This window comes from Micromonospora sp. RL09-050-HVF-A, from assembly GCF_019374995.1.
In the GTDB taxonomy this organism is placed as follows: domain Bacteria; phylum Actinomycetota; class Actinomycetes; order Mycobacteriales; family Micromonosporaceae; genus Micromonospora; species Micromonospora antibiotica.
In genome coordinates, this window is record NZ_JAGKQP010000002.1 from 573,150 (window position 1) to 598,562 (window position 25,413).

General features: G+C 72.2%; 21 protein-coding genes. 13 read left to right on the forward strand and 8 right to left on the reverse strand.

Annotated elements, in window-relative coordinates; all coding sequences use genetic code 11:
* Positions 1 to 42: 42 nt before the first annotated feature.
* From J7462_RS02825 to J7462_RS02855, 7 genes are all read left to right on the forward strand, one after another.
* Complete coding sequence (locus tag J7462_RS02825; protein WP_255597559.1) at positions 43 to 405, forward strand: hypothetical protein; 363 nt, start codon at positions 43 to 45, stop codon at positions 403 to 405.
* Positions 402 to 1,112, forward strand: coding sequence for a hypothetical protein (locus J7462_RS02830; protein WP_219461374.1), 711 nt, complete (start codon positions 402 to 404; stop codon positions 1,110 to 1,112). Before J7462_RS02825 ends, J7462_RS02830 begins: the two co-directional genes overlap by 4 nt.
* A complete protein-coding gene (locus J7462_RS02835) occupies positions 1,113 to 2,309 on the forward strand; it encodes a hypothetical protein (protein WP_219461378.1) in 1,197 nt (398 codons plus the stop codon).
* Positions 2,310 to 2,375: 66 nt separating this feature from the next.
* Positions 2,376 to 3,869, forward strand: a complete 1,494-nt coding sequence (locus tag J7462_RS02840) for an SCO6880 family protein (RefSeq protein ID WP_219461381.1) — start codon at positions 2,376 to 2,378, stop codon at positions 3,867 to 3,869.
* Entirely contained in the window at positions 3,866 to 5,602 is a 1,737-nt protein-coding gene (locus tag J7462_RS02845) for an ATP/GTP-binding protein (protein ID WP_308290712.1), read from the forward strand. The genes J7462_RS02840 and J7462_RS02845 overlap by 4 nt, the downstream gene beginning before the upstream one ends.
* 5 nt (positions 5,603 to 5,607) lie before the next feature.
* Positions 5,608 to 7,392, forward strand: a complete 1,785-nt coding sequence (locus tag J7462_RS02850) for a type IV secretory system conjugative DNA transfer family protein (protein ID WP_219469940.1) — start codon at positions 5,608 to 5,610, stop codon at positions 7,390 to 7,392.
* A gap of 63 nt (positions 7,393 to 7,455) precedes the next feature.
* Entirely contained in the window at positions 7,456 to 8,448 is a 993-nt protein-coding gene (locus J7462_RS02855) for a hypothetical protein (protein ID WP_219461384.1), read from the forward strand.
* Between the two features lie 193 nt (positions 8,449 to 8,641).
* Here the strand turns inward: J7462_RS02855 and J7462_RS02860 are convergent, their stop codons facing one another.
* From J7462_RS02860 to J7462_RS02870, 3 genes are all read right to left on the reverse strand, one after another.
* Complete coding sequence (locus J7462_RS02860) at positions 8,642 to 9,238, reverse strand: polysaccharide deacetylase family protein (RefSeq protein WP_219461387.1); 597 nt, start codon at positions 9,236 to 9,238, stop codon at positions 8,642 to 8,644.
* 8 nt (positions 9,239 to 9,246) lie between these two features.
* A complete protein-coding gene (locus J7462_RS02865) occupies positions 9,247 to 10,440 on the reverse strand; it encodes an endo-1,4-beta-xylanase (protein ID WP_219461390.1) in 1,194 nt (397 codons plus the stop codon).
* Between the two features lie 306 nt (positions 10,441 to 10,746).
* Positions 10,747 to 12,372, reverse strand: a complete 1,626-nt coding sequence (locus J7462_RS02870; protein ID WP_219461395.1) for a glycoside hydrolase family 43 protein — start codon at positions 12,370 to 12,372, stop codon at positions 10,747 to 10,749.
* Between the two features lie 244 nt (positions 12,373 to 12,616).
* Between J7462_RS02870 and J7462_RS02875 the strand changes: the two genes are divergently transcribed.
* The 5 genes from J7462_RS02875 to J7462_RS02895 all read left to right on the forward strand — a co-directional run bounded on the left by J7462_RS02875 (position 12,617) and on the right by J7462_RS02895 (position 18,018).
* Positions 12,617 to 13,909, forward strand: a complete 1,293-nt coding sequence (locus J7462_RS02875; protein WP_208566191.1) for an extracellular solute-binding protein — start codon at positions 12,617 to 12,619, stop codon at positions 13,907 to 13,909.
* Positions 13,910 to 13,963: 54 nt separating this feature from the next.
* Entirely contained in the window at positions 13,964 to 14,962 is a 999-nt protein-coding gene (locus J7462_RS02880) for a carbohydrate ABC transporter permease (protein ID WP_219461401.1), read from the forward strand.
* Entirely contained in the window at positions 14,959 to 15,798 is an 840-nt protein-coding gene (locus tag J7462_RS02885) for a carbohydrate ABC transporter permease (RefSeq protein WP_208566189.1), read from the forward strand. Before J7462_RS02880 ends, J7462_RS02885 begins: the two co-directional genes overlap by 4 nt.
* Positions 15,799 to 15,892: 94 nt before the next feature.
* Positions 15,893 to 16,879, forward strand: a complete 987-nt coding sequence (locus J7462_RS02890) for a LacI family DNA-binding transcriptional regulator (protein WP_244251979.1) — start codon at positions 15,893 to 15,895, stop codon at positions 16,877 to 16,879.
* A gap of 398 nt (positions 16,880 to 17,277) precedes the next feature.
* Positions 17,278 to 18,018 (forward strand): cellulose binding domain-containing protein, encoded by a 741-nt coding sequence (locus J7462_RS02895; RefSeq protein WP_219461403.1) that lies wholly within the window; start codon positions 17,278 to 17,280, stop codon positions 18,016 to 18,018.
* Between the two features lie 135 nt (positions 18,019 to 18,153).
* Here J7462_RS02895 and J7462_RS02900 read toward each other — a convergent pair whose 3' ends face one another.
* From J7462_RS02900 to J7462_RS02915, 4 genes are all read right to left on the reverse strand, one after another.
* Complete coding sequence (locus J7462_RS02900; protein ID WP_219461405.1) at positions 18,154 to 18,618, reverse strand: hypothetical protein; 465 nt, start codon at positions 18,616 to 18,618, stop codon at positions 18,154 to 18,156.
* 74 nt (positions 18,619 to 18,692) lie between these two features.
* Entirely contained in the window at positions 18,693 to 19,820 is a 1,128-nt protein-coding gene (locus tag J7462_RS02905; RefSeq protein ID WP_219461408.1) for a glycosyl hydrolase 53 family protein, read from the reverse strand.
* 165 nt (positions 19,821 to 19,985) lie between these two features.
* Positions 19,986 to 22,229 carry a M4 family metallopeptidase gene (locus tag J7462_RS02910; RefSeq protein ID WP_219461410.1) on the reverse strand — a complete coding sequence of 748 codons (2,244 nt, stop codon included), beginning with the start codon at positions 22,227 to 22,229 and terminating at the stop codon, positions 19,986 to 19,988.
* 199 nt (positions 22,230 to 22,428) lie between these two features.
* On the reverse strand, positions 22,429 to 23,259 hold the full coding sequence (locus tag J7462_RS02915) for a PIG-L family deacetylase (RefSeq protein ID WP_219461413.1): 831 nt from the start codon (positions 23,257 to 23,259) through the stop codon (positions 22,429 to 22,431).
* An 88-nt stretch (positions 23,260 to 23,347) separates the two neighbouring features.
* Between J7462_RS02915 and J7462_RS02920 the strand changes: the two genes are divergently transcribed.
* Entirely contained in the window at positions 23,348 to 23,974 is a 627-nt protein-coding gene (locus tag J7462_RS02920; RefSeq protein WP_219461416.1) for a DUF1349 domain-containing protein, read from the forward strand.
* Positions 23,975 to 24,109: 135 nt separating this feature from the next.
* Here the strand turns inward: J7462_RS02920 and J7462_RS02925 are convergent, their stop codons facing one another.
* Complete coding sequence (locus J7462_RS02925; RefSeq protein ID WP_219461421.1) at positions 24,110 to 25,303, reverse strand: RNA ligase RtcB family protein; 1,194 nt, start codon at positions 25,301 to 25,303, stop codon at positions 24,110 to 24,112.
* Positions 25,304 to 25,413 lie beyond the last annotated feature (110 nt).

Here is a 25,413-nt window from a genome sequence, read left to right on the forward strand (position 1 = left end):
CGACGCCTCCGGTGATGCCACCTGCCCGAAGGAGCTGTTCCGATGTCGTTCACGAGCCTGTCCCAGTACGCCGCCGCCTACCTGGTCGCCCGCTTCCCGATGGCCCTCGACCCGGAACCCGCCGGGGGTGGGGGGATCAACCCGACCCCCAACGCGCCGGGGCAGCTGACCACCCTGGTGAACAAGCTGCTGGGCCTGATCGCCTGGGCCGGCACCGCCGCCGGGGTGGCCGGGGTGCTGATCACCGGCACGATGATGGCGATCTCGGTGAAGCGGGGCGAGAGTTCCGAGCACATGTCCCGGCTCGGTCTGGTGCTCGGTGGCTGCATCCTGGTCGCCGTCGCGGGCCCGCTGGCGAACTTCTTCCTCGGCGGTGCCGGCACCACCGCAGGCCAGCCACAGTGACCGGCGGGCGCGGCCGGACCCCGGCGGACCCGCCGTTCTGGACCGAGCGCGGCTGGATCCTCTCGGTGGCGTTCCTCGCCGGCATGGCGCTGCTGGCGGCGGGGGCCTGGATGTCCGGGTCGGCCCGGGAGACCCCGGCCGACCCGGTGGCCCGTAACGCCGCCGCGCAGGTGGCGCAGTGTCCGCCCCGGACGGTGGTCGCGGCGGGGCCGGCGGTGCCGCCGGACGACGTGGCGTGGCGGACCCTCGACGGTGGGGACCGGGTGCCGGTCTCCGCGACCCAGGGACCGTCGCGTACCGCCGACGGGGTGTTGGGCTGCTTCGCGCACACCCCGATCGGTGCGGTGCTGGCGGCACACGCCGTGCCAACCCAACTGGCCGGGGCCACCTGGCGGACGGTGACCGACCGGCAGGTGGTGCCGGGACCGGGCCGGGACGTGCTGGTGGCCCGGCTGGAGGCAGCCGCCGGGGTCGTCACCAGTCGTGGCGGGGGCAGCTACGCCGGCTTCGCCCTCGCCCGGTACGCGGCCGACACGGCCCGGGTGCAACTACTGGTCAAGACCGGTGCCGGCGGCTACGTGGCGACCCTGGTCGAGCTGCGTTGGGACGCCGGGGACTGGAAGGTGGCGCCGTCGCGGGCCGGGGTGGTGCACGCCTCGCTGGGCACGGTCACCGGCAGCGCCGGCTACACACTCTGGAGGAAGTAGATGGGCGGGTGTTCGCCTCCCAATCCCCTGGACATCATCACCGGCTTCTTCTCGTTCCTCGGTGACCCGATCGGCACCCTGGTCCGGATGATCGCCAACCTGATGCTGGCCGCCGCGATCTCCATCTTCGCCGAGTTGAGCGTCTCGGTGCCGACGCTGGGCACCACGACCGAGGGCGGCCCGGACGACGTGCCGAGCCTGATCAGCGACCAGATCGAGTGGGTCGTGACCTATCTCGCGATCGGGTCGGTGCTGTTCGCCGCCGCCCGGATGGCGATGGAACGCAAGGGCACCGCCGGGCGGACCGCGTTGCAGGGCTTCCTGCGGGTCATCCTGGTCGCCGGGGCCGGCTCGTGGGTGGTGGGCCGGGCGGCCAGCCTCTCCGACGGTTTCTCCGACCACCTGCTCAGGTCCGCGGCGATGGAAGTGATCATGGGGGTGCCCTGTGTGGACAACGGCTCCTCCATCGAGTCGTTCCTGCTGCTGGTGCTGGCCTTCCTGCTGCTGATCGCCGCCATCGTGCACGTGCTGATGCTCTACCTGCGGCTGGGCGTGATGACCATCATGCTCGGCACCCTGCCGCTGGCCGCCGCCGCGTCGATGACGAACTGGGGGGCCGGCTGGTGGCGCAAGCACATCGGCTGGACGATCGCCTGGCTGCTCTACAAGCCCTCCGTCGGTCTGATCATGTTCTCCGGGGCGGAGATGCTCGCCGTCGGCAGCCGTACCCAGAACTCCTCGCACATCCGCATCGCCGGCATCGGCGTCCTGCTGCTGTCGGCGGTCGCCCTGCCGGCGCTGCTCAAGATCGTGGTGCCGGCCACGGCGGCGCTGGGCACCGGTGACCCGACCGGGACCGCCGTCTCGGCCGCGGGCGGCATGGTCGCCTCCGGCGCGAAGCGGGTCGCGGGGTCCGCCCTGTCCTCGGGCGGCGGGGGTGGCGGCGCCCCGTCCGGGGCGCGCGGACCGCAGGGCCGTCGGGGCGACACCGGCGGGCAGGGCCCGGCTGGCAGCGAGGGACGCACCGGCCGTACCGGCGGCACCGGTGGCGGCAGCGCAGCCGCCGCGGGTTCCGCGGCCCGGCTGGCCGGACCGGTCGGGGTGGCGATCGACGGGGCGCAACGGGCGGCCCGGACCGGTCGGAACATGGCGGCCGGCACGGTGTCGGGCGCGGACGGCGACGCCGGCCACAACTGACAGCGCGGACCGCCGCCGACCGGACGACCCGGTCGGGCGGCGGTCCGGTGAGACGAGGGAGAGGCAATGACGACCGAAGCCGTCATCGAACCGACGTACGGCAACTGGCGTCGGCCCCGCCGGGCCGGGCTGGGCCCACTCGGCCTGGTCGGCACCGTCGGGGTGTTCGGCGGGCTGGTGCTGGTGCTGCTGGCCTCGCTGGCGTCGCTGCAGGCGGCGTTCGTGGTCGGCGTGCCGCTCGTGGTGGCCCTGCTGCCGATGGCCGTACGCACCCAGGACGGCCGTAACCTGTACCAGCTCCTGGCGTTGCGGATCGGCTGGTCGCGTCGGGTGTCCCGCCGGGAGCACCTGTACGTCTCGGGGCCGCTCTCGGCCCGACCGGGTGGCCGCTTCCCCCCGCCCGGCCTGCTCAGCGGGGTGCTCGCCCGGGAAGGCCGGGACGCCTACGACCGACCGTTCGGGGTGCTGCACCACAAGAGCCGCAACCTCTACACGATCGTGCTGCGGTGTGAGCCCGACGGCGGTTCGCTGGTCGACCCGGAGCAGGTCGACACGTGGGTGTCGCTGTGGGGCGAGTGGCTGTCCCGGCTCGCCCACGAACCGGGGCTGCGCGGGGCGTCGGTGGTGGTGGAGACCGCCCCGGACCCGGGGACCCGGCTCGCGGCGGAGGTGCTGCCCCGGCTGGACGCCGCCGCCCCCGCCGCCGCCCGTGCGGTGCTGGAGGAGGTGGTCGAGGACTACCCGTCGGCGTCGTCGGAGATGAACTCGTACATCACCCTCACCTACGCCCCGGTGGGTGGGCCACGGCGGGACCCGGAGGACGTGGTTACCGACCTGGCCATCCGGGTGCCGAGCCTGCTGACCGGGCTGATCGGTGCCGGTGGGGGTGTCGCCGAGCCGCTGACCGCCGAGCAGATCGCCGAGGTGGTCCGGGTGGCGTACGACCCGGCCTGCGCCGCCGAGGTGCTCAGCGTCCGCGCCGAGCACGGGCGGACCGGCCTGGAGTGGGCCGACTGCGGGCCGGTCGCCGCGGTCGAGTCGGTGGACGCCTACCAGCACGACTCCGGGGTGTCCCGGACCTGGCTGCTCACCCTGGCCCCCCGGGGCACGGTGCGCTCCAGTGTGCTGCGCACCATGCTCGACGCCTCCGCCGGGACCCGCCGCAAACGGGTGGCGCTGCTCTACCGGCCGATCGACCCGGCGACCTCGGCCCGGATCGTCGAGGCGGACCGCCGCACCGCGCAGTTCATGGCCACCTCCGGGCGGGGCATGGTGCAGGCGCGGGCCGCCGCCGAGGTACGCGCCGCCGAGCAGGCCGCCGCCGAGGAGGCCACCGGGGCGGGGCTGGTGGAGTTCTCGCTGATGCTGACCGTCACGGTCGACGACCGCTCCCAGCTCGACGACGCGTCGGTGCTGGTGCGCAACATGACCGGGGCCACCCGGATCGCGATGCGGCCGGCCCACCGGATGCAGGCGGCGGCGTTCACCTGCACCCTGCCGACCGGAATCCTCCCGTGGGAGCAGACCGTGCTGCCACACGAACTTCAGGAGGCGATGTGACCGGCGCACCGGCACTGCGCGCGGGTGGGCTCGGGGCGGGTTGGCCGGTCGGGACCTCGGGGGCGCGGACCGCGCTGGCCGGGGTGGTCGGCGACCCGGACGACGAGGCCCCCGTTGCGCCGAAGAAGACCCGACCGGCCCGGCCCCGCCGTGAGCTGCCCCCCTCGGCCCGGGGCTGGGAGGGGCCCGGCGGTGGCCGGGTCGGCTACCTGGACGCGCCCACCATGTGGCGGGCCACCACCGTGCAGGCGTGCGGGCTGTGGCCGTTCTCGGCCGGCTCGGGGGCGCCGATGTCCGGGGTGCCGCTCGGTCAGCACCTGTTCACCGGCGCCACGGTCTGCGGTGATCCGATCTCCTGGTTCACCCGGGCCCGCTACATCTCCAATCCGTCGCTGTTCATGCTGGGCATGCCCGGCCTGGGCAAGTCGACCCTGATCAACCGGATGGCGGTGGGCCTGGCCGCGACCGGGGTGGTGCCGCTGGTGCTCGGCGACCTCAAGCCGGACTACGCCGACACGGTCCGCGCCCTCGGCGGTCAGGTGATCCCGATCGGGCGTGGCGTCGGCGGGATCAACGTGCTGGACCCGGGGGCGATGGGGTTGGCCGCCGAACGCATCGGCGGCCGGGCCGGCCGGGCGCTGGCCGCCGAGACGCACGGTCGGGTGCTGAACATGGTGGCGGCGCTGCTGACCATCGTGCGCGGCCGGGCGCTGGACGACCACGAGCAGTCGGTGCTCTCCGCCTGTCTGCGGCACCTGCGGGAACGCACCCCGCAGGGCCGGGCCCCGCTCCTGCCGGACCTGCTGCGGGTGTTGGAGGAGGGGCCCGACCGGGTCCGGGCGGTGACCCTGGACCGGGGGCAGGAGAGCCGCTACCGGGACGCGGTGGACCCGCTGCACCGGTCGTTGCTGGGCATCCTCGACGGTGCGTTGGGTGACACCTTCGGCTCGTCCACCTCCACCCGGATCGACCCGGACGCCCCCGCCGTGTGCATCGACATCTCCCGGATCGGGGAGTCCGACACCCAGCTCACCGCGGCGGCGATGCTGGCGGCCTGGTCCGAGGGCCTGGGCACGGTCGCCGCGTCGCACGCGATGGCCGACGCCGGGCTGGCCCCGCGCCGCTGGTTCTTCACCATCCTCGACGAGTTGTGGCGGCCGCTGCGGGCGGCGTCCGGCATCGTCGACCGGATCGACGCGCTGACCCGGCTCAACCGGTCGCTCGGCCTCGGCGATGCCAAGATCACCCACACCCTCAAGGACGCCGAGGCGTTGGGCTCCGACGCCGACCGGGCCAAGGCGCGCGGTTTCGTGGAACGGGCCGGGATCGTGGCCTGCGCCGGGCTGCCGGCGGCGGAGATGACCGACCTGGGTCGGGTGATCGGCCTGTCCAAACGGGAGATCGAGCTGGTCTCCTCCTGGTCGTCGCCGCCGGGCTGGGCGAGCACCGGCAGCAACGAGGAGCCACCGGGGCGGGGCCGGTTCCTGATCAAGGTGGGTGGCCGACCCGGCATCCCGATCCGGGTCTCCATCACCGACACCGAGCGCCGGCTGCACGACACCAACCAGCGCTGGGTGCAGAACGGGTACGCCGCCCAGCAGGCCGCCGAGCGGGCGGCGGCCCGGCAGGCGGCCTTCGAGGTCGAGGCGGAACTGGGCAACCTGGCCACCCGGCCGGAGCTGGCCCACCTCGCCGACCAGGTCGTCGCCGGTGAGCGGGGGTGGCACGCGTGAGCCGGATGTCGTCGGGCTCGCCCCGGGGCGCGGACCTGTTCTTCTGGGCGTTCTGCCTGGTGGTCCTCGCCAACGCGGCACTGTTCACGGTCGCCTGGCTGGGCGGCACCCTGGGTGCCGGGCTGACCGGACACGGCTGGCAGACGCCGCCGTTCACGCTCGGCGCGTACTTCATGGTGATCTCCGGTGCGGCCGGCGCGCTCTGGCCCGGGGCGTCACCGTACGCGCTCTACTCCGGGATGCTCGTGGTGGCGCTGCTGGTGGTGGTGCCGGCGGTGCTAGTCGGTCGCCGGCTGCTCGACCTGCGCGGGCGCGGCGTCGGGCTGGCCCGGGTGCGTGACCTGGCCCCGCTGACGCCCGCCGGGATCGCGGCCCGGGCCCGGGAGCTGCGTCCCTCGCTGGCCGGGGTACGGCAACTCGCCCCGGACGACACCGGCAACCTGCTCGGTGACCTGTCACCCAACGGCCCGGAGCTGCGCTCCTCCTTCGAGGACGTGGAGCTGGACCTGATGGCCCCCCGGGCCGGCAAGTCCACCGGCATCGCGGTGCCCCGGGTGCTGCGGGCCCGGGGCGCGGTGCTGCTCACCTCCAACAAGTCCGACGTGTACGCGGTGACCCGGGCCGAGCGGGAACGTGTCGGTACGGTGTGGACCTTCGACCCGCAGGGCATCGCGCACGTTCCCCGCCAGATGTGGTGGGACATCCTCGCCGACTGCGTCACCATCGAGGGGGCCCGCCGGTTGGCCGGTCACTTCGTGGCGTCGGTCAACGACGACACCGCCAAGAAGGATTTCTGGATCTCGGCGGCGCAGAACACCCTGACCGCGCTCTTCCTGGCCGCCGCCCGGGGCCGGGCCCCGGTCGCCGAACTGCTCGGCTGGCTGGCCGACCCGGCCGACCGTACCCCGATCGACCTGCTCCGCGACGCGGGTATGGCGGCGATGGCCGAGCAGTTGCAGGGCACCGTACGCGGGGCGGTGGAGACCCGCGACGGCATCTACGAGACGGCCCGGCAGTGCGTGGCGTGCCTGCTCGACCCGGAGATCCTCGCCTGGGTCTCCCCGGACCCGTACCTGCCGCAGTTCCGCCCGGACCGGCACGTGCTCGGCCGGGACACCCTCTTCCTGCTGTCCAAGGACGGCGGCGGTTCCGCCGCCGGGGTGATCGCCGGCCTGGCCGACGCGACCCTGCGGGCGGGGGTGGTCGCCGCCGAACGGATGGGTGGCCGGCTCGACCCGCCGATGACGGCGGTGCTGGACGAGGCGGCGAACGTGTGCCGGATCTCCGACCTGCCGGACCTCTACTCGCACCTGGGATCGCGGGGGATCAACGTGGTCACCCTGTTGCAGAGCTACCGGCAGGGGTCCCGGGTCTGGGGTGAGGCCGGGATGGACGCGCTGTGGGGCGCCGCCACCATCAAGCTGCTCGGCGCGGGCCTCGACGACGCCGACTTCGTGGAGAAGGTCTCCAAGCTGGTCGGTCAGCACGACGTCAGCACGGTGAGCGTCTCCCGCAGCCGGGACGGTTCGTCGCGGTCCACCTCGTACCGGCAGGAACACGTGCTGCCGCCGGACCGGATCCGGGCCCTGCCGAAGGGGACCGCGCTGCTGCTCGCCACCGGCATCCGGCCGGCGGTGATCACGTTGCGGCCCTGGTACAAGGAGCCGGACGCGGGGCGGATCTCGGCGCAGGCCCGGCAGGAGGTCGCGGCGATCACCGAGCGGGCCGCCGGCAAGGCCACCGCGACGCCGTGGCAGGCGAACTGGCGAGAAACCCCGACCGCCGGCTGAACCGGGACGCCGGGCCGGTCGTAATGAGCGTGTCAACCGCTGGTCGAGCATCAAGGAGCCCAGGTGTCCTCACCCCATCAGCCACCACCGGGCGGGAGCGGAAGTCCCACCGGCAGCGAGAGCTACAGCGTCCACTACCCGCCCACCCCGACCGAGTCCGAGCCGCAGGTCGTCTACTCGCCGAGCGTCTACAGCCAGGTCAGTTACACCCCGGGCGCCTACACGCCGAGCAACTACAGCCAGGGCGCCCCGAGCACCTCGTCGGTGCAGTCGGGCTACGGCCAGTACACCGCCGACGACTACCGGGCCGAGGTGGGCCAGCCGTACAGTTCGTCGACCTCCTCGGGCCGCAGCAGCCCCGGCCCGGGGGACTCGATCAGCGTCGAGTGGGGCGCGGGGGAGACCAGCGAGCACCGGCTGGGTCAGAACCGGGTGGAGACCTGGGCGCAGCGGGCCGGCCGGTGGGTCGTGGAGAACGACGAGCGGATCGTCAACTTCGTGTCGTTGGTCGCGTCGCCCGGGGTGCAGGGCAGCGCCGGCCTGCGCGGCAACGCGGTGGCCAACAGCGTGGGCCTGGCCCTGGCCGCCGGCCCCGGCATGTACGTGGTGGGCAAGGAGGTGGTCAACTCGTTGCGCAACGGCCGGCAGGGTGACATGGTGCGGGCCGCCTACGGCGCGGTGGCCGCCGCGGGCGCGCTCACCTGGGGCGTCGGTTACGCGCCGGGTCAGGACACCACGGCCGGCAACGCCGGGGCGATCGTGCACGGCGCGGGCTCCGCGTTCATGGTCACCCGGGGCCCCCGGGAACAGCCGGGGCGTCCCCGGCAGGACACGGAGGCCCGGGGGGACGTCGCCGACACCGCGAGTTCGCACCGCAGGGGCGGGGCCACCTCGCGTAACCACACCTCCCGTACCCACACCTCGCGGACCAGCGGCCGCGACAGCGGCTCGTCGCACGAGCCGGTGAGCCGGCGCAACGGGTCCGACCGCACCCGTGACCAGCACCGGCGCGGCGGCGGTGGCAACAGCGGTGGTGGCGGGGGTGTCGTCCGGTAGGTCACGCCTGCCGTGACCGTCCAGGTCGGGGTGCCGCCGCGTCCAGGGACGTGGACCGGCGGCACCCCGACGGCGTGGTGGGTGGGCGGGTACACCCCGACCCCTCCACCCACCACCCGCACCGGCCGTAACCGGTCGGCCGGTACGTTTCGCCTGCTGCCGGCCCGATCCGCCGGGGCGGGCCGGCAGCGGATCAGTCGGCCGGCAGGGTGAACCGCCAGCGTCGTGCGCGCAGCACGGGCGCGACCCGGTCGACGGCGGCGACGCTCTGGCTGCGGTCCCCACCACCGTCGTGCAGCAGCACCACCGCGCCGGGGGTGACCCCGTCGAGGAGTCGGCGGACGAGCTCGTCGGTGCCCGGCGGTTCCCAGTCACCGACGGCCAGCCGCCAGCCGAGCGGTCGCATGCCCAACGCGGCGGCGACGCCGGGACTCGCCCCCCAGGCCCCGTAGGGCGCACGGAAGTAGCGGATCCGGGCATCCGGTACGGCCCGCCGGATGGCCTCGTTGGTCTCCCGCAGATCCGCCTCGATCCGGCCGGGCGACCAGGTGGTCATGTCGTCGTGGTGCATGCTGTGGTTTCCCAGCCGGTGACCGTCGGCCACGATCCTGCGGACCACCTCGGGGTGGGCCTCGACCTGCCCACCGCAGAGGAGGAACACGGCCGTGATCCGGTGCCGCCGCAGGACGCCGAGCAGGCGCAGCGTGTCGGTGGGGTTCGGGCCGTCGTCGAAGCTGAGGCTGACCGTCCGTCCGCCGCCCCGGGCCGTGTCGAGGATGTCGGCGCCCACCGGCCGGCCTACCGGCGCGGCTTCGGCGTGGCCCGCATCCGCACGTACGGTGGGCCGGCGTAGATCAGGTCGGCCTTCATCACCTGGTACGCCCGCTTGGGCTGGTAGTTCTCGTCGTAGATGGTGGCCAGGCCCTGCGGCGGGTCGTCGAAGGTGCCGGGAACCCAGGAGTGCCGGTCGGTGAACCCCCAGACGGTGAACGACAGGCAACGCGGCTCGGCCAGGCAGGCCTGCAACAGCACGTGGAAGTTCGCGGCGGACGCCTGGAGCCGTGGGTTGATCTCCTCGGAGTCGCCGGCCTGCACCCCGTCGGTCAACCGGCTGCGCACGTCGACCTCGGTGAACGCGGTGGACAGCCCCAACCCGGCGAAGCGGTGCAGCGCGTCGGCGACCTGAAGGGTGTCGTAGTTGCCGTACTGGGTGCCCAGGTGACCCTGGCTGCCGACCCCGTCGATCGGCACGCCCCGGGCCAGCAGGCCCTTGACCATGTCGTACACGAACTGGGTCTTGTCGTTGGTCGGGTCGCCGGAGCCGAACGCCTCGATGTTGTAGTCGTTGTAGAACAGCAGGGCGGTCGGGTCGGCGGCGCGGGCCCAGCGGAACGCGTCGGCCACGTAACCCGGGCCGAGGTGCTCGGCCCAGAAACCCTTGTAGTGCAGGGTGGACGGGGTGTCCCAGGGGTCGCTGACGGCCTCGTTGACCACGTCCCACTGCCAGATCTTGCCCCGGTAGCGGCTGGCGACGGTGGTGATGTGCCGGCGCAGGATCGACCGCAACTCGGTGGTGTCGATGGAGCCGTCGGCGACCCCGTCGGTGAGCCACTTGGGCAGTTGGCTGTGCCAGACCAGCACGTGGCCCCGGACCTTCTGGCCGTTGCGTCGGGCGGTGGCGACGAGTTCGTCGGCCGCCGACCAGTCGTAGTTGCCCCGGGTCGGCTCCAGGGACTCCCACTTCATCACGTTCTCGGCGGTGACCGTGGAGAACTCGTCGCGCACGATCTCCCGGTAGCGGGGCTCGGCGGGGTCGTCGAGGGCCGCCATGTCGACTGCGGTGCCGACGTACAGGCCGTGGCGCTGGCCCAGGGCGCGCAGGCTCTGCGCGGTCGGGTCGTACGGCCGCTGTGCGGTGGCCGGTACGGCGTTCAACACGCCGGCGGTCGCGACGGCGACCAACCCGGCAGCCATCCACCGTCTGAGTATCATCTGCGGTCCTTTCCCGAGGCGCGTCGACGGGTCGACGGCGGCGAGGGCGGGGGAGGGGCGCGGCACCGCCACGGCGGGACGTGTGGCGGGCCGCACCGGAGCCAACCGATAGTTGTGCATCGATTTCCGGAAGCCGACTGGAACGTTACGAGCGCGAGCCCACCGGGTCAACCATCGAAACTTCCGGAACTCCTGGTCAGGCCGTCGACCGGTCGTCGCAACAGTTTCGAGATCCGGCCCCCCGGTATCCCGGGCACGGCCACGACCGGCCCCACCCGGAGCCGGTCGTGACGGGTGTGGGAGCGGTCAGTGCTCCCGGTAGGTGGCCCGGTCGAAGTCGGCGTGGCCGCCGTCGCCACCGAGGTCCTGGACCCAGAGACCCAGGAACGCCCCGGTGAACCCCCAGGCTGCCGGCTCGCCGTCGATGATCAGGGCGGCGTGCTCGTCGGACAGGATGGTCGCGTCCAGGTCGATCGGTAGCTGCTGCCAGCCCGCGCCCAGGTCGTAGCCGAAGCGCACCACCGGGCCGTCGAACTCCGCCCGCAGACCCACCCGGGTGGCCCCGTCGGTGTCGACGGTCAGCTCCGGATAGGCGGTACGCCGGCCGTTGTCCGAGCTGAGCAGCTCCAGCACCGTCCGACCGTCGTCGGCCCGGGTCAGGTAGAGGTGGTGCCAGTTGAGGGTGTTGTAGTAGGCGGTGATGCCGGCCAGCTGACGGTGGTCGACCGGGTCGAACTCGACCACCGTGTCGAGGGTGCACCGGGTCGCGCCGACCCGCCGGGCCACCAGACTGGGGGCCTGCCGGCCCACCGGGGACTGCCCACCGTGCACCCGCAGGTGCGACGGGCGCGACCGCAGGTCGATCCAGTCCGGGGTGGCCGGCCGGCGCAACGTCGACCACGCCGGGCCCAGCTCGGCGGCGTCGAAGTCGTCGGTGGCGGGCTCCGCCGGCCACGGGTGCGCCGGCAGGTCCGGCGCGGCGACCTCGTCCGCCGGCACGCCGCCGGGGATCCGCGGCCAACCGTCGGTGGGCCACTCGACGCGCTGGATGGCCGTCTCCCGGCCCAGCACGCAGCTGCCCAGCGGAGAGTAGGGACGGCCGACGAGGTGGGCCAGGTACCACCCGCCGTCCGGGGTGCGCACCAGGCTGCCGTGGCCGGCCTTCTGCAACCGCAGCTCGGGCCGGCCGACGGAGGTGAGCAGCGGACCGTCCGGGTCCACCTCGTACGGTCCGAACAGCTCCCGGGACCGGGCCACCGTGACCTGGTGCTCCCAGCTGGTGCCGCCCTCCGCGGTGATCAGCCAGTACCAGCCGTCGTGGCGGTAGAGGTGCGGGCCCTCGGTGACCCCGACCGGGGTGCCGGTGAACAGGATGCGGGGCCGGCCGACGAGGCGGCGTGCGGCCCGGTCGTACTGCTGGATCTCGATGCCGGCGAAGCGGTCCCGGCCGGGCCGCCAGTCGGCGCTCATGGCGAGCAGCCAGCTGGTGCCGTCGTCGTCGTGGAACAGGGCGGCGTCGAAGCCACGCCCGTGCAGCTTCACCGGGTCGGACCAGGGTCCGGTGATCTCGGGCGCGGTGACTAGGAAGTTCTGCGGGTCCCAGTAGCCGCTGGCGAAGCTGGCCACGTCGCTGTAGACGAGGTGGAACAGACCGTCGTGGTAGGTCAGGTCGGGTGCCCAGATCCCGTTGGAGTCACCGCAACCGCGCAGGTCGAGCAGGCGGCGGTCGGTGACGACCCCGCCCAGCGCCCGCCAGTGCACGAGGTCGCGGGAGTGGTGCAGCCGGACCCCGGGGTACCACTCGAAGGTCGAGGTGGCCAGGTAGTAGTCGTCGCCGACGCGCAGGATCGACGGATCCGGGTGGAACCCGGCGAGGACGGGGTTGCGGATCGACCGGGCAGCGGTCGCCACTTCAGCGGTGTCGGTCGACACGGGCACTCCTCGGGCAGCTCTCGAAACTTTCGGAATCATGGCCATGGTCGGTGAGGCCCTGCACACGCTAGCCGTTTTCGCCGCGATAGGACAGAGGTCTTGACCCGCGCGGAAACAGCTCGTAGCGTGCCCGCCATCGATCGGTAATACCGGCGACGCTCTGAAAGTTCCGGAGATACACGTTTCGAAATCGCCGGCTCGACCGGCACCCGAGCACCTCGTGAGTCCCCCGAAGGGATGGATCATGACCGCCCACCTCTCCCGCAGATCGCTGCTCGGCCTCGTCGGCGCCGGTGCCGGCGCGTACCTGCTCAGCGGCTGCAGCGACGACGCCTCCGACGACCCGGACGCCCCGCAGACGATCAACTGGTGGCACATCCAGAACACCGAGCCGATGCTGCCGGTCTGGGCGGCGGTGGCCCAGGAGTACCAGAGCGCGCACAGCAACGTGAAGATCGAGATCCAGCCGCTGGAGAACGAGGCGTTCAAGGCCAAGCTGACCACCGCCACCCAGGCCGGCTCCCCGCCCGACCTGTTCCAGTCCTGGGGCGGCGGGGTGCTCAAGCAGCAGGTCGACGCGGGTCTGGTCAAGGACCTCACCGAGACCATCGCCCCGTGGAAGGACGGCCTGCTGCCGCTGTCCCTGGAGCCGTACACCGTGGACGGCAAGATCTACGGGGTGCCGTTCGACATCGGGATGGTCGGCTTCTGGTACAACAAGGACCTCTTCGCTCAGGCGCAGATCACCGCGCCGCCGGCCACCTGGGCCGAGCTGCTCGACGTGGTCCGCAAGCTCAAGGCCGCCGGGATCACCCCGGTCGCGCTGGCCGGCAAGGACAAGTGGCCCGCCCACTTCTACTGGGCCTACCTGTCCATGCGCATCGGCGGGCTCGGTGCCCTCCAGCAGGCCGCCAAGGACAAGAACTTCGAGACCCCCGACTTCGTGGCCGCCGGTGAGCGGCTCAAGGAACTGGTCGACCTCCAGCCGTTCCAGAAGGGCTTCCTGGGCGCGGAGTACGGCTCCCCGGACGGCCAGGCCGCCACGATGGGCAACGGCCGTGCCGCGCTGGAGCTGATGGGGCAGTGGGCCCCGTCGGTGCAGGCGTCCAGCTCCACCAGCAAGAAGGGGCTCGGCGACAAGCTCGGCTTCTTCCCGTTCCCGGCCGTCGACGGCGGCAAGGGCACGGCCACCGAGGTGTTCGGCGGCGGCAACGGCTTCGCCGTCGGCAAGGACGCCCCGCCGGCCACCCTGGACTTCCTCAAGACCCTGCTCAGCGTCGACGTGCAGCGTCGCAGCACCAAGACCGGCGCGGTGCTGCCGACGGTCAAGGAAGCCACCGACGCCGTCGCCGACCCGAACAACAAGGTCGTCGCGCAGACGCTGGCCGCCGCCACCGGCTTCCAGCTCTACCTCGACCAGGCCTACCCGCCGGCCGTCGGCCAGCAGGTCAACGACAGCGTCGCCGCGCTGGTCGCCGGCAGCAAGTCGCCGGCGCAGATCCTCAAGGACATCACCCAGGTGGCGAAGACCCAGTAGTACCGTCCCACCCCATCGATCACCAGCCGCCGGCGAGAACTGAGTGGAGCAGGCATGACCACGCCATCGATCCTGTCGAATGCGGGACCCGGCGGCCGAGTGACCGAACCGTCGGGGCCGGGGCCGGGCGGCGTACGCCGTACCGGCCGCCGGCCCCGGCCGGGCCGTCGCCGGGCCCTCGCCGTCTTCCTGGCCCCGTCCCTGGTGCTGTTCCTGCTGCTGGTGCTGGCCCCCATCGTGGTGGCCGGCTACGCCAGCCTCTACAAGTGGAACGGCTTCGGTCTGCCCGAGAACTTCATCGGGCTGGACAACTACACCCGGGCCTTCGGCGACCCGGTGTTCCGGGGCGACCTGTGGCACGGGCTCGTGCTGATCGTGCTCTCCCTGGCGGTCCAGCTGCCGGTCGCGATGGGCCTGGCGATGCTGCTCAACCAGCCGCTACGGGGGCGCGCGATCTACCGGGTGATCTTCTTCGCCCCGTACGTGCTGTCCGAGGTCACCACCGCGGTCCTGTTCAACCTGGTGTTCTCACCCAACCGGGGGTTCGGTGACGCCATCTCCCGGTTCCTGGGGGCCGACGCCGGGGCCGTCTTCGCCGACCCGGACACCGTCCTGTACGCCGTCTTCCTGGTGGTCTCCTGGAAGTACTTCGGCCTCTACATGATCCTCTTCCTGGCGGCCCGGCAGAACATCCCCAAGGAGCTCAACGAGGCGGCGGTCACCGACGGGGCCAACGCGTGGCAGGCGTTCCGGCTCGTCACCCTGCCGCTGCTCGGCCCGACCATCCGGATCAGCGTGTTCCTGTCGGTCATCGGCACCATCCAGCTCTTCGACATGGTCTGGGTGCTCACCGGCGGTGGGCCGATCCACGCCTCGGAGACCATGGCCGTGACGATGTTCCAGTTCGGCTTCCGCCGCTTCGAGGTCGGCTACGCCAGCGCGATCAGCATCATCATGTTCCTGCTGAGCCTCGTCTTCGCCCTCATCTACCAGCGCGTCGTCCTGCGTCGGGACACCGAGGGCGCCCTCACCGTCCAAGGAGACCAGCGATGACCACCTCGGCGAACCCGGCCCAGCGGGGCCGCCGCCTCCTGTTGCACCTCGTCTGCATCGCCGTCGGCGCGCTCATCGTCGTGCCGGTCTGGTTCGGGGTGATCGGTGGGTTCAAGGACAACGGGCAGCTCTCCACCAACCCGCTCGGCCTGCCCGACCCGTGGGTGCCGGGCAACTACGTCGAGATCTTCACCGCCGGGGTGTTCTGGCGCAACGTGGGCAACAGCGTCCTGATCGCCGTGGCCAGCACGTTCGTCGTGGTCGCGGCGGCGGCGATGGCCGCGTACGTCTTCGCGCGGTTCGCCTTCCGGGGGCGGGAGTTCCTGGTCACCATCTTCGCGATCGGGCTGATGTTCCCCTTCGCGGTGGCGATCCTGCCGCTGTTCATCCTGCTGCGCGGGATGGGGCTGTTGGACAACCCGCTCGGGGTGATCCTGCCCCAGGCCGCCTTCGGCCTGCCGATCACCATCATCATCCTGCGGCAGTTCTTCCGGAGCATTCCCGGTGAGGTCGAGGAGGCGGCGACCCTCGACGGCTGCGGTCCCTTCGGGTTCTTCTGGCGGGTGCTGCTGCCGATGGCCCGGCCCGCCCTGGCCACGGTCTCGGTGCTGGCGCTGGTGAGCAGTTGGAACAACTTCATGCTGCCGCTGGTGGTGTTCACCGACCAGAGTTGGTGGACGCTTCCCCTCGGGGTCCAGGCGTTCCAGGGGCAGTACTCCGACGACACCGCCAAGGTGCTCGCGTACGTCGTGTTGTCGATGATCCCGGCGCTGGGCTTCTATGCCATCGCCGAACGTCAGCTCATCGGTGGGCTCTCCGGCAGCGTCAAGGGGTGACCCCGACCTGCTGCGATAGCCTTCTGCGACCGTAGTTCCCCCGACCGAAAGGGTGACCGTGGGCTCCGAGAACGGCAGGAACGTCACCATCGCGATGATCGCGCGGTTGGCGGGCGTCTCGGTGCCCACGGTCTCCCGGGTGATCAACGGCCGGTCCGACGTCGCCCCGCAGACCCGGGAACGGGTGGAGGAGTTGCTCACCCGGCACGGCTACCGCCCCCGCTCGGCGGCCCGCCGTACCCAGTCCGCCCTGATCGACCTGGTCTTCAACGACCTGGACAGCCCCTGGGCCGTGGAGATCATCCGGGGCGTGGAGGACGTCGCGCAGGCCAGCGGCGCCGGGACCGTCGTGTCGGCGATCCACCGGCGGACCTCGTCGGCCAAGCAGTGGCTGGACAACATGCGCACCCGCTCCACCGAGGGGGTCATTTTCGTGACCTCGATGGTGGAGCCGCCGTTGCAGGCGGAGCTGCGCCGGCTGCGGCTGCCGGTGGTCATCGTCGACCCGGCCGGCGTCGCCCCCCAGGAGGCCCCGACGATCGGGGCGACCAACTGGGCGGGCAGCCTGCGCGCCAACCAGTACCTGCTCGGCCTGGGTCACCGGCGGATCGGCTTCATCGCCGGCCCGCCGCAGCTGATGTGCAGCCGGGCCCGGATGGACGGCTACCGGGCCGCGCTCGACGCCGCCGGTCTCGCCGTCGACGACCGGCTGGTCCGGCCGGGTAACTTCTACCACGAGTCCGGTTACACCGCCGGCATGCACCTGCTGGGCCTGCCCGAACCGCCCACCGCGATCTTCGCCTCCAGCGACCAGATGGCCCTCGGGGTCTACGAGGCGGTCCGCAAGCGTGGCCTACGGGTGCCGGACGACGTCAGCGTGGTCGGCTTCGACGACCTGCCGGAGGTCCGCTGGTGCTCGCCGCCGCTGACCACGATCCGGCAGCCGCTGGCCGAGATGGGCATGCTGGCCGCCCGGACCGTGCTGCGGCTGGCCCGGGGCGAGACGATCGAGAGCCCCCGGGTGGAGCTCGCCACCGATCTGGTCGTGCGGGACAGCGCCGCCGCGCCGCGTATCCGCTGATCCGGGCCGGGTCGGCGGTCGGCCGATCGACGCCGGAGGGTGGTCCGTAGCGGCCGGTCGGCCGGTCCGGGCGGCCCGATCGGACAGCATTGCATCGACAGTCATCGAATGCCAGACTGTTCTGGCGTCGTCACGCTCGGGAGCCAGCGTGACCACTCGTGCGCCGATTCGTCGGACACGCGAGGTGGCCGCGCCACCCCGCGCCGGGCAGTCCGCGACGGTGACCACCGGTCGGTCCTCCGCGCCCGTCGACCGGGCCGTCCGGCATCCGCCCGGCCATGACAGCCGCTGATCGCGCAGCACCTCACCCGCCCACCGCACGGTGGGCGACAGTCCCGGATCCGGCACCGCGGGCCCGTCCCGGCCGTCGGTGCCCCCGCAACCCCTCGGAGGTACGGATGCTCCGCACGCTCGGCGTGGTGCTGGCGACCACGACCCTGACCCTGGCCGGTTGGGCCGGCACACTCACCGGCGCCCAGGCCCAGCCGGCGCTCTCGGCCACGCCCCTTCCCACCCCCACCTACGCGTGCCCCCCGGCGCTGCCGGTCTCCGGGCAGTTCATGTCGGCCAGCGCCACGAGCATCACCGTCCGGTACTCGATGCTCATGACCCCGCCGTGCGGCTACAACCCGCCGATGACCCTGGTCCTCTTCGCCAGCCGGGAGGACGCGACGGCCTGGCTGAACCCGGTGGCCTCGGCGGTGTCCGGCCCGGAACGGCAGGGGGAGATCACGGTCACCGGGCTGACCCCGGACAGCGAGTACTGGTACCGGTTCAGCGCCGGGGAGAAGCACGACCCGTACGTCATCAACGGTCCGGTCCGGACGCTGCCGGCCGGGTCCGCGTCGTGCCGGGCGACGATCACCTTCGACAACCGCTGGACCGGCGGGTACGCCGCCACGGTCACCGTGCGCAACACCGCCGAGGAGACGCTCAACGGCTGGCAGGTCACCTGGCGGTGGTTGGGCGACGAGCGCATCTCGGCCCTCTGGAACGGTGTGCTCACCATCTCCGGTCCCGACGTCACGGTGCGCAACGCCTCCTGGAACGGCACGCTGGCCCCGGGTGGCAGCACGACGTTCGGCATGCTCGTCTGGACCAACGCGCCGGGCCCGCTGACGCTGAACTGCGGCCGGTGACCGTCGACGCCGGCCGGCAGGCGACGGCCGGGCCGGCGCGCGGGCGCACCGCACGGGACTGAGGTCCGCACCGGCGGGCCGCCACCCACCGGGGTGGCGGCCCGCCGTCGGCGCGGCCCGCCGCCCGGTGACCCGTCAGCCGGTCAGCGACTGCCTGATCCGCGCGTACTCGGCGGCCATCTCCGGTGTGGCCAGGAAGTCGTCGAGCGCGGCCGAGACCCGGTGGTCGACCTCCTCGACCGAGCGCAGGGCGAGCTCGTGCAGCTCGCCGCGCCGGTGCCCCTCCAGGTACGTGGTCCAGTGTTCGAGGGCCGACAGGGCGATCAGCAGGCCGGGGTCCATGTCGCCGTCGGCGAGGATGCCCTCGTCGATGCGGTCGAGGTGGGAACGCAGCTCGCCCGCGTCGGCCGTGGCGATCCGCTCCCGCGCGGCGGCCAGCGCCGCCCACGCGTCCTCGTCGAGGTCGTCCGCGCCGGCCTCGTCGATCAGGTCGGCCGCCAACAGGCGGGTGACGGTCGCCAGCCCGAAGGCGTGCAGGGCGTCCTCGTCGGCCGCGTCGACCAGCCCCCGGATGGCCGCATCGCACTCGTCGTATCGCACCGCGCCAGGGTAGTGCCCGGTCGGCGGGCCACCGCCGGTGGCCCGCCGACCGGGACGGAAGCCTTCCACCCGGCCTACGGCCGCCAGCGGATGCTCGGGTTCACCTGACCGGTCCAGTTGAAGATGGCCATGTTGTCCCACTGGTTGCCGGTGCCGTTGATGTTCGCCGGGTCCCAGCCGTTTCCCGGCACCGCGTACCAGGTCGGCTCCCAGTAGAAGACCCCGACCGCGCCGGCGTTGCGGGCGGTGTCCTGCACCCAGGAGAACTCGGTGGCCTGGCCGCTCCAACTCGCCTGGTGACCCGCGCAGGGTTCGCCGCCGTTGATCGCGTTCGCCTCGTTGTCGGCGTTCGCGGCGGTGAACGGGTACGCCGTCTCGGTGAGCACCACCGGCTTGCCGTACCGGGTGCGGACGTCGGTGATGACGTTGTAGAGGTTGGCCAGCGTGCCGTGCCACATGCAGTAGTAGGACAGGGCGGTCAGGTCCCACTGCACGCCCTTGGCCCGGATGCCGTCGTAGAACCAGCGGGCGTGGTCCATGCTGTCCGCGTTGGCGGTGTGGATGATCACCTGGGTTCCGCCGTTGCACGCCTTGGTGGCCTGGTAGCCGGCCTTGAGCAGCAGGCTGAGGTTGGTGAAGTCGTTGTTGACGACCTTGCCGTCGTTCCAGAGCATGCCGACGTTGATCTCGTTGCCGATCTGCACGCTGTCCGGGGTGGTGCCCTGGTTGCGCAGGCTGGTGCAGACGTCGGAGGTGTAGTTGTAGACGTCGGTCTGGAGCTGGCCGATGCCGTGGTTGGCCCAGGCGGCCGGCTTGTACTGCTTGCCCGGGTCGGCCCAGGTGTCGGAGTAGTGGAAGTCGATCATCAACTTGAGGCCCTTGGCCTTGACCGTCTTCGCGTACGCCAGCACCTTCGCCTTGTTGTTCCAGCCGCTGGCCGGGTTGTTCCACACCCGCAGCCGGACGTAGTTGACGCCGAGGCCCTTGAGGATGTCGAGCGGGTCGCGGGCGGTGCCGCCGGCGTCGTAGTACCGCGCGCCGAGGTCCAGGCTGCGCTGCACGGAGGAGACGTCCGCGCCGAGCATGGTCAGGGTGTTCGCGGCCGACGCCGACGTCGGCGGGCCGAGCAGGGCGGCCGGCAGGGCGACCGCCGCGAGGAACGCGACGGCCCAGGCCCGCAGGCGGGAGCGGTACGGAGTCATCCGGACCTCCTCGGTGGTGGGGTGGTGGTGGGGGACCTGCCGGCGTCGGGGCGGCGACACCAATAGACAGGCTTGACTATAGCGGGGTGTGGGGCGGTCGACTCCGTGCCGGCGACGCGAAGCGGGCCACCCGGAAGCCCGGATGGCCCGCCCGCCGTGCCACTGTCAGAGGTTCAGGCTCCAACTGTTGACGTAACCGGTGTCGAGGCTCGCCGCGTCCTGCACCCGCAGCTTCCAGCTGCCGTTCGCCACCTCCGAGGAGAGGTTCACGGTGTACGTCTGGTCGATGTTGTCGGTGCTGCCCCCGGAGCGGCTCTGCAACGTGTAGACGCTGCCGTCCGGGGCGACCAGGCTGACCACCAGGTCACCGATGTAGGTGTGCACGATGTGCACCTCGACCTTGCTCGCGGTCGACGGGGTCGCCGCGCAACCGCTGATCACGATGGTGCTCTCCACCGTCGAGTTGTCGGCGATCGGCACGTCGGTGCCGTTGGTGCCGGAGCAGCCCGGCAGCCCGCTCACCGTCAGGTTCAGGGTGGCCGTGCGGGCGATCGAGGGCGAGGTGCCCACCACCGTGATCGCCACCGTGCCGCTGCCGGCAGTGGCGGCGGCGGTGACCGTGACGGTGGTCGACCCACCGGCGGTGACCGACGTCGGGCTGAACGAGACGGTCACCCCGGCCGGCAGCGGGCCGGTCGAGAAGGTGACCGTCTCGGCGGTGCCCCGGACGACCGTGGTGGAGACCGTGGCGGTGCCCGAGGTACCCGGGTTGAGGGTGAGCGTCGTCGGGGCGACCGAGACGGAGAAGTCGTTGGCGGCGCAGGACTCGGTGCCGGTCACGTTCACCGAGGTCCAGGCGGCCATCACCGCCTTGTACTCGGTGGAGCACAGGCCGTACAGGTCGGTGGCGGCCGACAGGGTGTGCAGCCGGGCGGTGTTGGTCGGCTGGGCGGTGTTCACGTAGCGGGTGTTCGACACGAAGTACGCGTCCAGGGCGCGGAACCAGATCTTCTCCGCCTTCTGCCGGCCGATGCCGGTGACCGGCGGGGCCGACCCGCAGAGCGGCGAGGTGCCGTACGAGGTCGCCCCGGAGCCCTCGGCCAGGTTGAAGAAGAAGTGGTTGGCCACGCCGGAGGAGTAGTGCACGTCGATGCTGTTGGTGCTGCTCGACCAGCAGCCGTGCGAGGAGCCGTCCAGCGTCGGGTTGTACATGTAGCGCAGCGGGGTGCCGTTGCCGTTGATGTTGATCTTTTCGCCGACCTGGTAGTCGCCCGGGTCGGCGGTGGTGTTGGCGTAGAACTCCACCATGTTGCCGAAGATGTCGCTGGTGGCCTCGTTGAGGCCGCCGGACTCGCCGGAGTAGGTCAGGCCGCCGGGCACCACGTTCTCGGTGACACCGTGGGACATCTCGTGGCCGGCCACGTCGAGCGAGACCAGCGGCTTGGCGTTGCCCGCGCCGTCGCCGTAGGTCATCTGCGCGCCGTCCCAGAAGGCGTTGACGTAGGCGTTGCCGTAGTGCACCCGGCTCGGCACGCCGGTGCCGTTGCCGAAGATGCCGTTGCGGCCGTGCACGTTGGTGAAGTAGTCGAAGGTCGCCGCCGCGCCGAAGTGCGCGTCGACCGCGGCGGACTGCCGGTTCGAGGGTGCCCCGGTGCCCCACACGTTGTCGGCGTCGGTGAACGTGGTGCAGGTCGACGTGCCGTTGTTCATGTCGCAGGTCCGACCGTTGCCCCGGGTCGGGTCGATCAGGCTGTACGTCGCACCGGACAGCGTGGTGTCGACCGCGACCGGGCCGGCGTAGACGCTGTTGCCGGTGCCGACGACGGACTCGATCTCGTCGTACGAGCCGATCCGGGCGCCGGTGAGCGCGTCGCTGATCACGTGCAGCTTGGAGGGGGTCTGCCCGTCCGGTGCCCAACCGGTGACCACGGTTTCCCAGGCGAGCCGGCCGGTGCCGCTGCTGGCGTCGACGAACAGCTCCGCCGCGCCGGTGCCGGTGACCTTGCCGGAGAACTCGGCGGTCGCCGCCTTGCGCGCCTTGGCGGCGGTGACCTTCGGGGTGGTGGCGAGGGTCAGCGGAGCGGCCAGGCCGACCGAACTGCCCGCGTAGTCGCCGTCGGCCTCGGTGCGGATCACGAAGTCCCCGCCGTAGACGCGCAGCCCGTCGTAGGTGCGGGTGTAGCGGACCGCGCCGCCGCCCTTGGCGTCCCGCCGGCTGCTGTGCACGGCGTAGCGGTCCTTCGTCGAGGACCTGACGGCTCCGGCGTGATCCTTGAGGGCGGTGTCGGCGGCGGCGACCAGCGCCGGCCCCGGGGTGGATGGTGGGGCTGCGGACACGCTCGTGGTGGTGACCACGAGACCGCTGCCGACCAGCATGGTGACGCCGGCCAGCGCTAGGGCTGATCTCAAACTGACCTCCCCAATCCGAGATGCTCTCGCATCTTTCGATAGCGAGATCATCGTCGGCTGTGGAGAGTCTGGGAAGACAGTTGTCGATGGCTATTCATACCGAGTTGCCCATCCGGGCGATGGTATGACCGACGAGTTGTGCCGGGGGCGTTCCATCCCTGTTACGGACGGAACACCCCGGCAACACCCGCTCGCGCCGTCAGCGCAGGCCGGCGAAGAGGTCGTCCTCCGGCAGCGCCGCCCCGGTGGTGTCGCGGACCCGGACGAAGGTCTCCTGACCCATCAGCTCGACGAACCGGTCCCGGCCCATCCGCAGGAAGAAGATGTTCTCGGTCTGGCTGGCGTGGGCGGCCAGCGCGTCGAACTTCTGCACGCCGAAACTGCTGGTGTCCACCCAGGTGGTGATCTCGTCGTCGGGCAGACCGAGCTGCGGCCCCGGCGCGTCCGCCGCGTCCGGCTCGGCCCACTCGACGCCCAGCTCCTTCATCACCCGACCGAACTCCGCGAACGCCGTGCGCGGCACGGTGGTCCAGTACACCTTCGCCGGGATGTCGGTCATCGCCACGGCGGCCATGGTGATCCGGTGGGCCTGGATGTGGTCGGGGTGGCCGTAGAAGCCGTTCTCGTCGTAGGTGACCACCACGTCCGGGCGGTAGTGCCGGATCAGCTCCGCCAGCCGGTCCGCCGCCTCCACCACCGGAGTGGTCCAGAACGCGCCCGGCGACTCGTTGGTCGGCCAGCCCATCATCCCGGAGTCGGCGTAGCCGAGCGTCTCCAGGTGGCCGACCTTCAACGCCGCGCAGCTGGCCTCCAACTCCTCCTGCCGCATCGCCACCACGGCGGCCGGGTCGTGCCCCGCATCGCCCGGCTTCACCCCGCCGGGACCGTCGCCGCACCGCCCGTCGGTGCAGGTCACCAGCACCGTGGTGATGCCCTCCGCCGCATACCGGGCCAGCACGCCGCCGGTGCTCGTCGCCTCGTCGTCGGGGTGCGCGTGCACCGCCATCAGGGTCAGACCTCGCTCAGCCATACCCTCACCCTAGGCGTCCCGACCGACGACGGCGGGTACCGGCCCACCGGGACAACGTGTGCCGGCGCCCCGGCAGATAATGGACGCCATGACCACCACCTGGAACGTCCCGGGTCTGCCGTTCACCCTGTCCCCGTCTCCCGAGGCGGCGTGGACGATCGCCGAGGCGGACGGTGTGGTGAGCGCGTCGGCCGCCCCGCGTACCGACATCTTCATCGACCCGGCGTCGGGCGACCCGCTCCACGCCGAGCCGACGATCACCGCGGCCACCCTGCTCGGTCTGCCCCCGGACGGCGACTTCCAGTTCAGCGCCCGGGTCGGCGTCGACTTCGCGGCGACCTACGACGCCGGGGTGCTGCTGCTCTGGGTCGACGAGCGGCACTGGGGCAAACTCTGCTTCGAGTTCTCTCCCGACGGCGAGCCCATGATCGTCTCGGTGGTCGGCCGGGGGGTCGCCGACGACGCCAACGCCTTCGTCGTCGACGGCCGTTCGGTGTGGCTGCGGGTGTCCCGGATCGACCACGCGTTCGCGTACCACGCCTCGGTCGACGGGCGGACCTGGCGGATGGTCCGGTACTTCACCGTCGACGGTGCGGCCACCGCCGCCACGATCGGTTTCGAGGCGCAGTCGCCGATCGGGGACGGCTGCCGGGTCACCTTCGACGACATCCACTTCACCCGCGACCGGCTGGCCGACCTGCGCGACGGCTCCTGACCCGTACCCCGGTCGTCGCCGCCGACCCTTCGAGTGGGTGCGGACGTTCGACCCGCACGGCGTCACCCCGGACGAGGTTCCGGTGCTGGCCGCCGGGCCCGCCGGTGTGACCGGCCGACAGGAGCAGGTGGACGCTCATCCCCGCCCCCGCCCCCGCCCCCGCCCCCGCTGCCGACGCTCGTCCCGGCGTGCCGGTCGGAGCTCGGACCCGAGGTCGGGTGTCTTGTAGGTGACCAGTGGGACGGTGCTCGCCACGGGGGTGGCCAGGCCGTGGCCGACCAGATCGGCGATCACCTGCTCGATACGTTTGTAGGCCGTCGGGGCCTCCTCGAAGAGCAGTTGCCGGTCGCCGCACACCACCAGCGAACCGACCGGCGTCCGCCGCAACTCGGCGACCGTGTGCTTGGCCCGGCCCCGACGCAGGGCGTCGGCGCGGGACATCTTGCGACCCGCCCCGTGCGCCACCGAGTAATTGGCCGCCGGGCCCGCGTGGCCGGCGACGAGGAACGAGCGGGTGCCCCGGGTACCGGCGACCAGCACGTCGCGGCCGTCACCCGGGGCCGCGCCCTTACGGTGCAGGTAGCTGCCGTCACGGACCTCGACCAGGTTGTGGCACTGGTCGACGATCGGCGCGGTGGGCTCGGCCCCCAGGGCATGGGCGACCCGGGTGGCCAGCAGCCGACGGTTGAGCGCACCCCAGCGGACGGCGTCGTCGTGCCGCGCCAGGTAGCCGGCCGGATCGGGGGCCGGACCCGCGCCGTGGGCCTCGGTGTGTGCCCGCAGGATCCGCTCACCCAGGCCGCGGGATCCGCTGTGGACGATGAGCACGAGATCACCGGCGGCGAGCCCGAGCCGGCCCGCGTGGTCCGCCGCGAAGACGGTCTCGATCCGGGCCAGTTCGACGAAGTGGTTGCCCCGCCCGACCGTGCCGAGGCCCTCGACGTGGCCGCCGGGCGGATCGCCGGCCGCGGCGGCCCAGGCCGGATCGTCGGCGTCCCGCCCGGGGTCCAGCGCCCGGTCCAGGTCGGGGAAACGGGCGGCGAGCCGCTCGGGTACGACGCGCCTGAGGCCGATCGGGAACACGGCGATGCCGCACCCGATGTCGGAGCCCACCAGATGCGGGTAGAGCACGGTCGAGGCCATCGCGGCGCCGATCGGGGCGCCCTTGCCCGGGTGCAGGTCGGGCATGGCGGCGACGTGGCGCATGCCGTCGAGGGCCGCCACCTGGTGGCACTGCCGGACGGCGTCGGACTCGATCCAGCTCTCGGGGGAGGCGAAGACGGTGACGGTGGCCGTGGTCGACGGCGGCGGGAAATGCTGTGGGGACACGGACGCTCGTTTCGGGTGACGGGAACGGACGGCGCGGCGGCGCGCGATGGCGCGCGGTATCACGGCGGCATGCGGCGCACGCGGTGGCGCGGCGCGGGCGGGATGCGGAG

What these genes read in the sequence shown, in the direction of transcription:
- J7462_RS02880 (WP_219461401.1), top strand. Translation starts at nt 13,964, where the DNA reads ATGACCACGCCATCGATCCTGTCGAATGCGGGACCCGGCGGCCGAGTG.
- J7462_RS02890 (WP_244251979.1), top strand. Translation starts at nt 15,893, where the DNA reads ATGATCGCGCGGTTGGCGGGCGTCTCGGTGCCCACGGTCTCCCGGGTG.
- J7462_RS02895 (WP_219461403.1), top strand. Translation starts at nt 17,278, where the DNA reads ATGCTCCGCACGCTCGGCGTGGTGCTGGCGACCACGACCCTGACCCTG.
- J7462_RS02885 (WP_208566189.1), top strand. Translation starts at nt 14,959, where the DNA reads ATGACCACCTCGGCGAACCCGGCCCAGCGGGGCCGCCGCCTCCTGTTG.
- J7462_RS02915 (WP_219461413.1), bottom strand. Translation starts at nt 23,259, where the DNA reads ATGGCTGAGCGAGGTCTGACCCTGATGGCGGTGCACGCGCACCCCGAC.
- J7462_RS02905 (WP_219461408.1), bottom strand. Translation starts at nt 19,820, where the DNA reads ATGACTCCGTACCGCTCCCGCCTGCGGGCCTGGGCCGTCGCGTTCCTC.
- J7462_RS02850 (WP_219469940.1), top strand. Translation starts at nt 5,608, where the DNA reads ATGTCGTCGGGCTCGCCCCGGGGCGCGGACCTGTTCTTCTGGGCGTTC.
- J7462_RS02835 (WP_219461378.1), top strand. Translation starts at nt 1,113, where the DNA reads ATGGGCGGGTGTTCGCCTCCCAATCCCCTGGACATCATCACCGGCTTC.
- J7462_RS02840 (WP_219461381.1), top strand. Translation starts at nt 2,376, where the DNA reads ATGACGACCGAAGCCGTCATCGAACCGACGTACGGCAACTGGCGTCGG.
- J7462_RS02875 (WP_208566191.1), top strand. Translation starts at nt 12,617, where the DNA reads ATGACCGCCCACCTCTCCCGCAGATCGCTGCTCGGCCTCGTCGGCGCC.
- J7462_RS02865 (WP_219461390.1), bottom strand. Translation starts at nt 10,440, where the DNA reads ATGATACTCAGACGGTGGATGGCTGCCGGGTTGGTCGCCGTCGCGACC.
- J7462_RS02825 (WP_255597559.1), top strand. Translation starts at nt 43, where the DNA reads ATGTCGTTCACGAGCCTGTCCCAGTACGCCGCCGCCTACCTGGTCGCC.
- J7462_RS02920 (WP_219461416.1), top strand. Translation starts at nt 23,348, where the DNA reads ATGACCACCACCTGGAACGTCCCGGGTCTGCCGTTCACCCTGTCCCCG.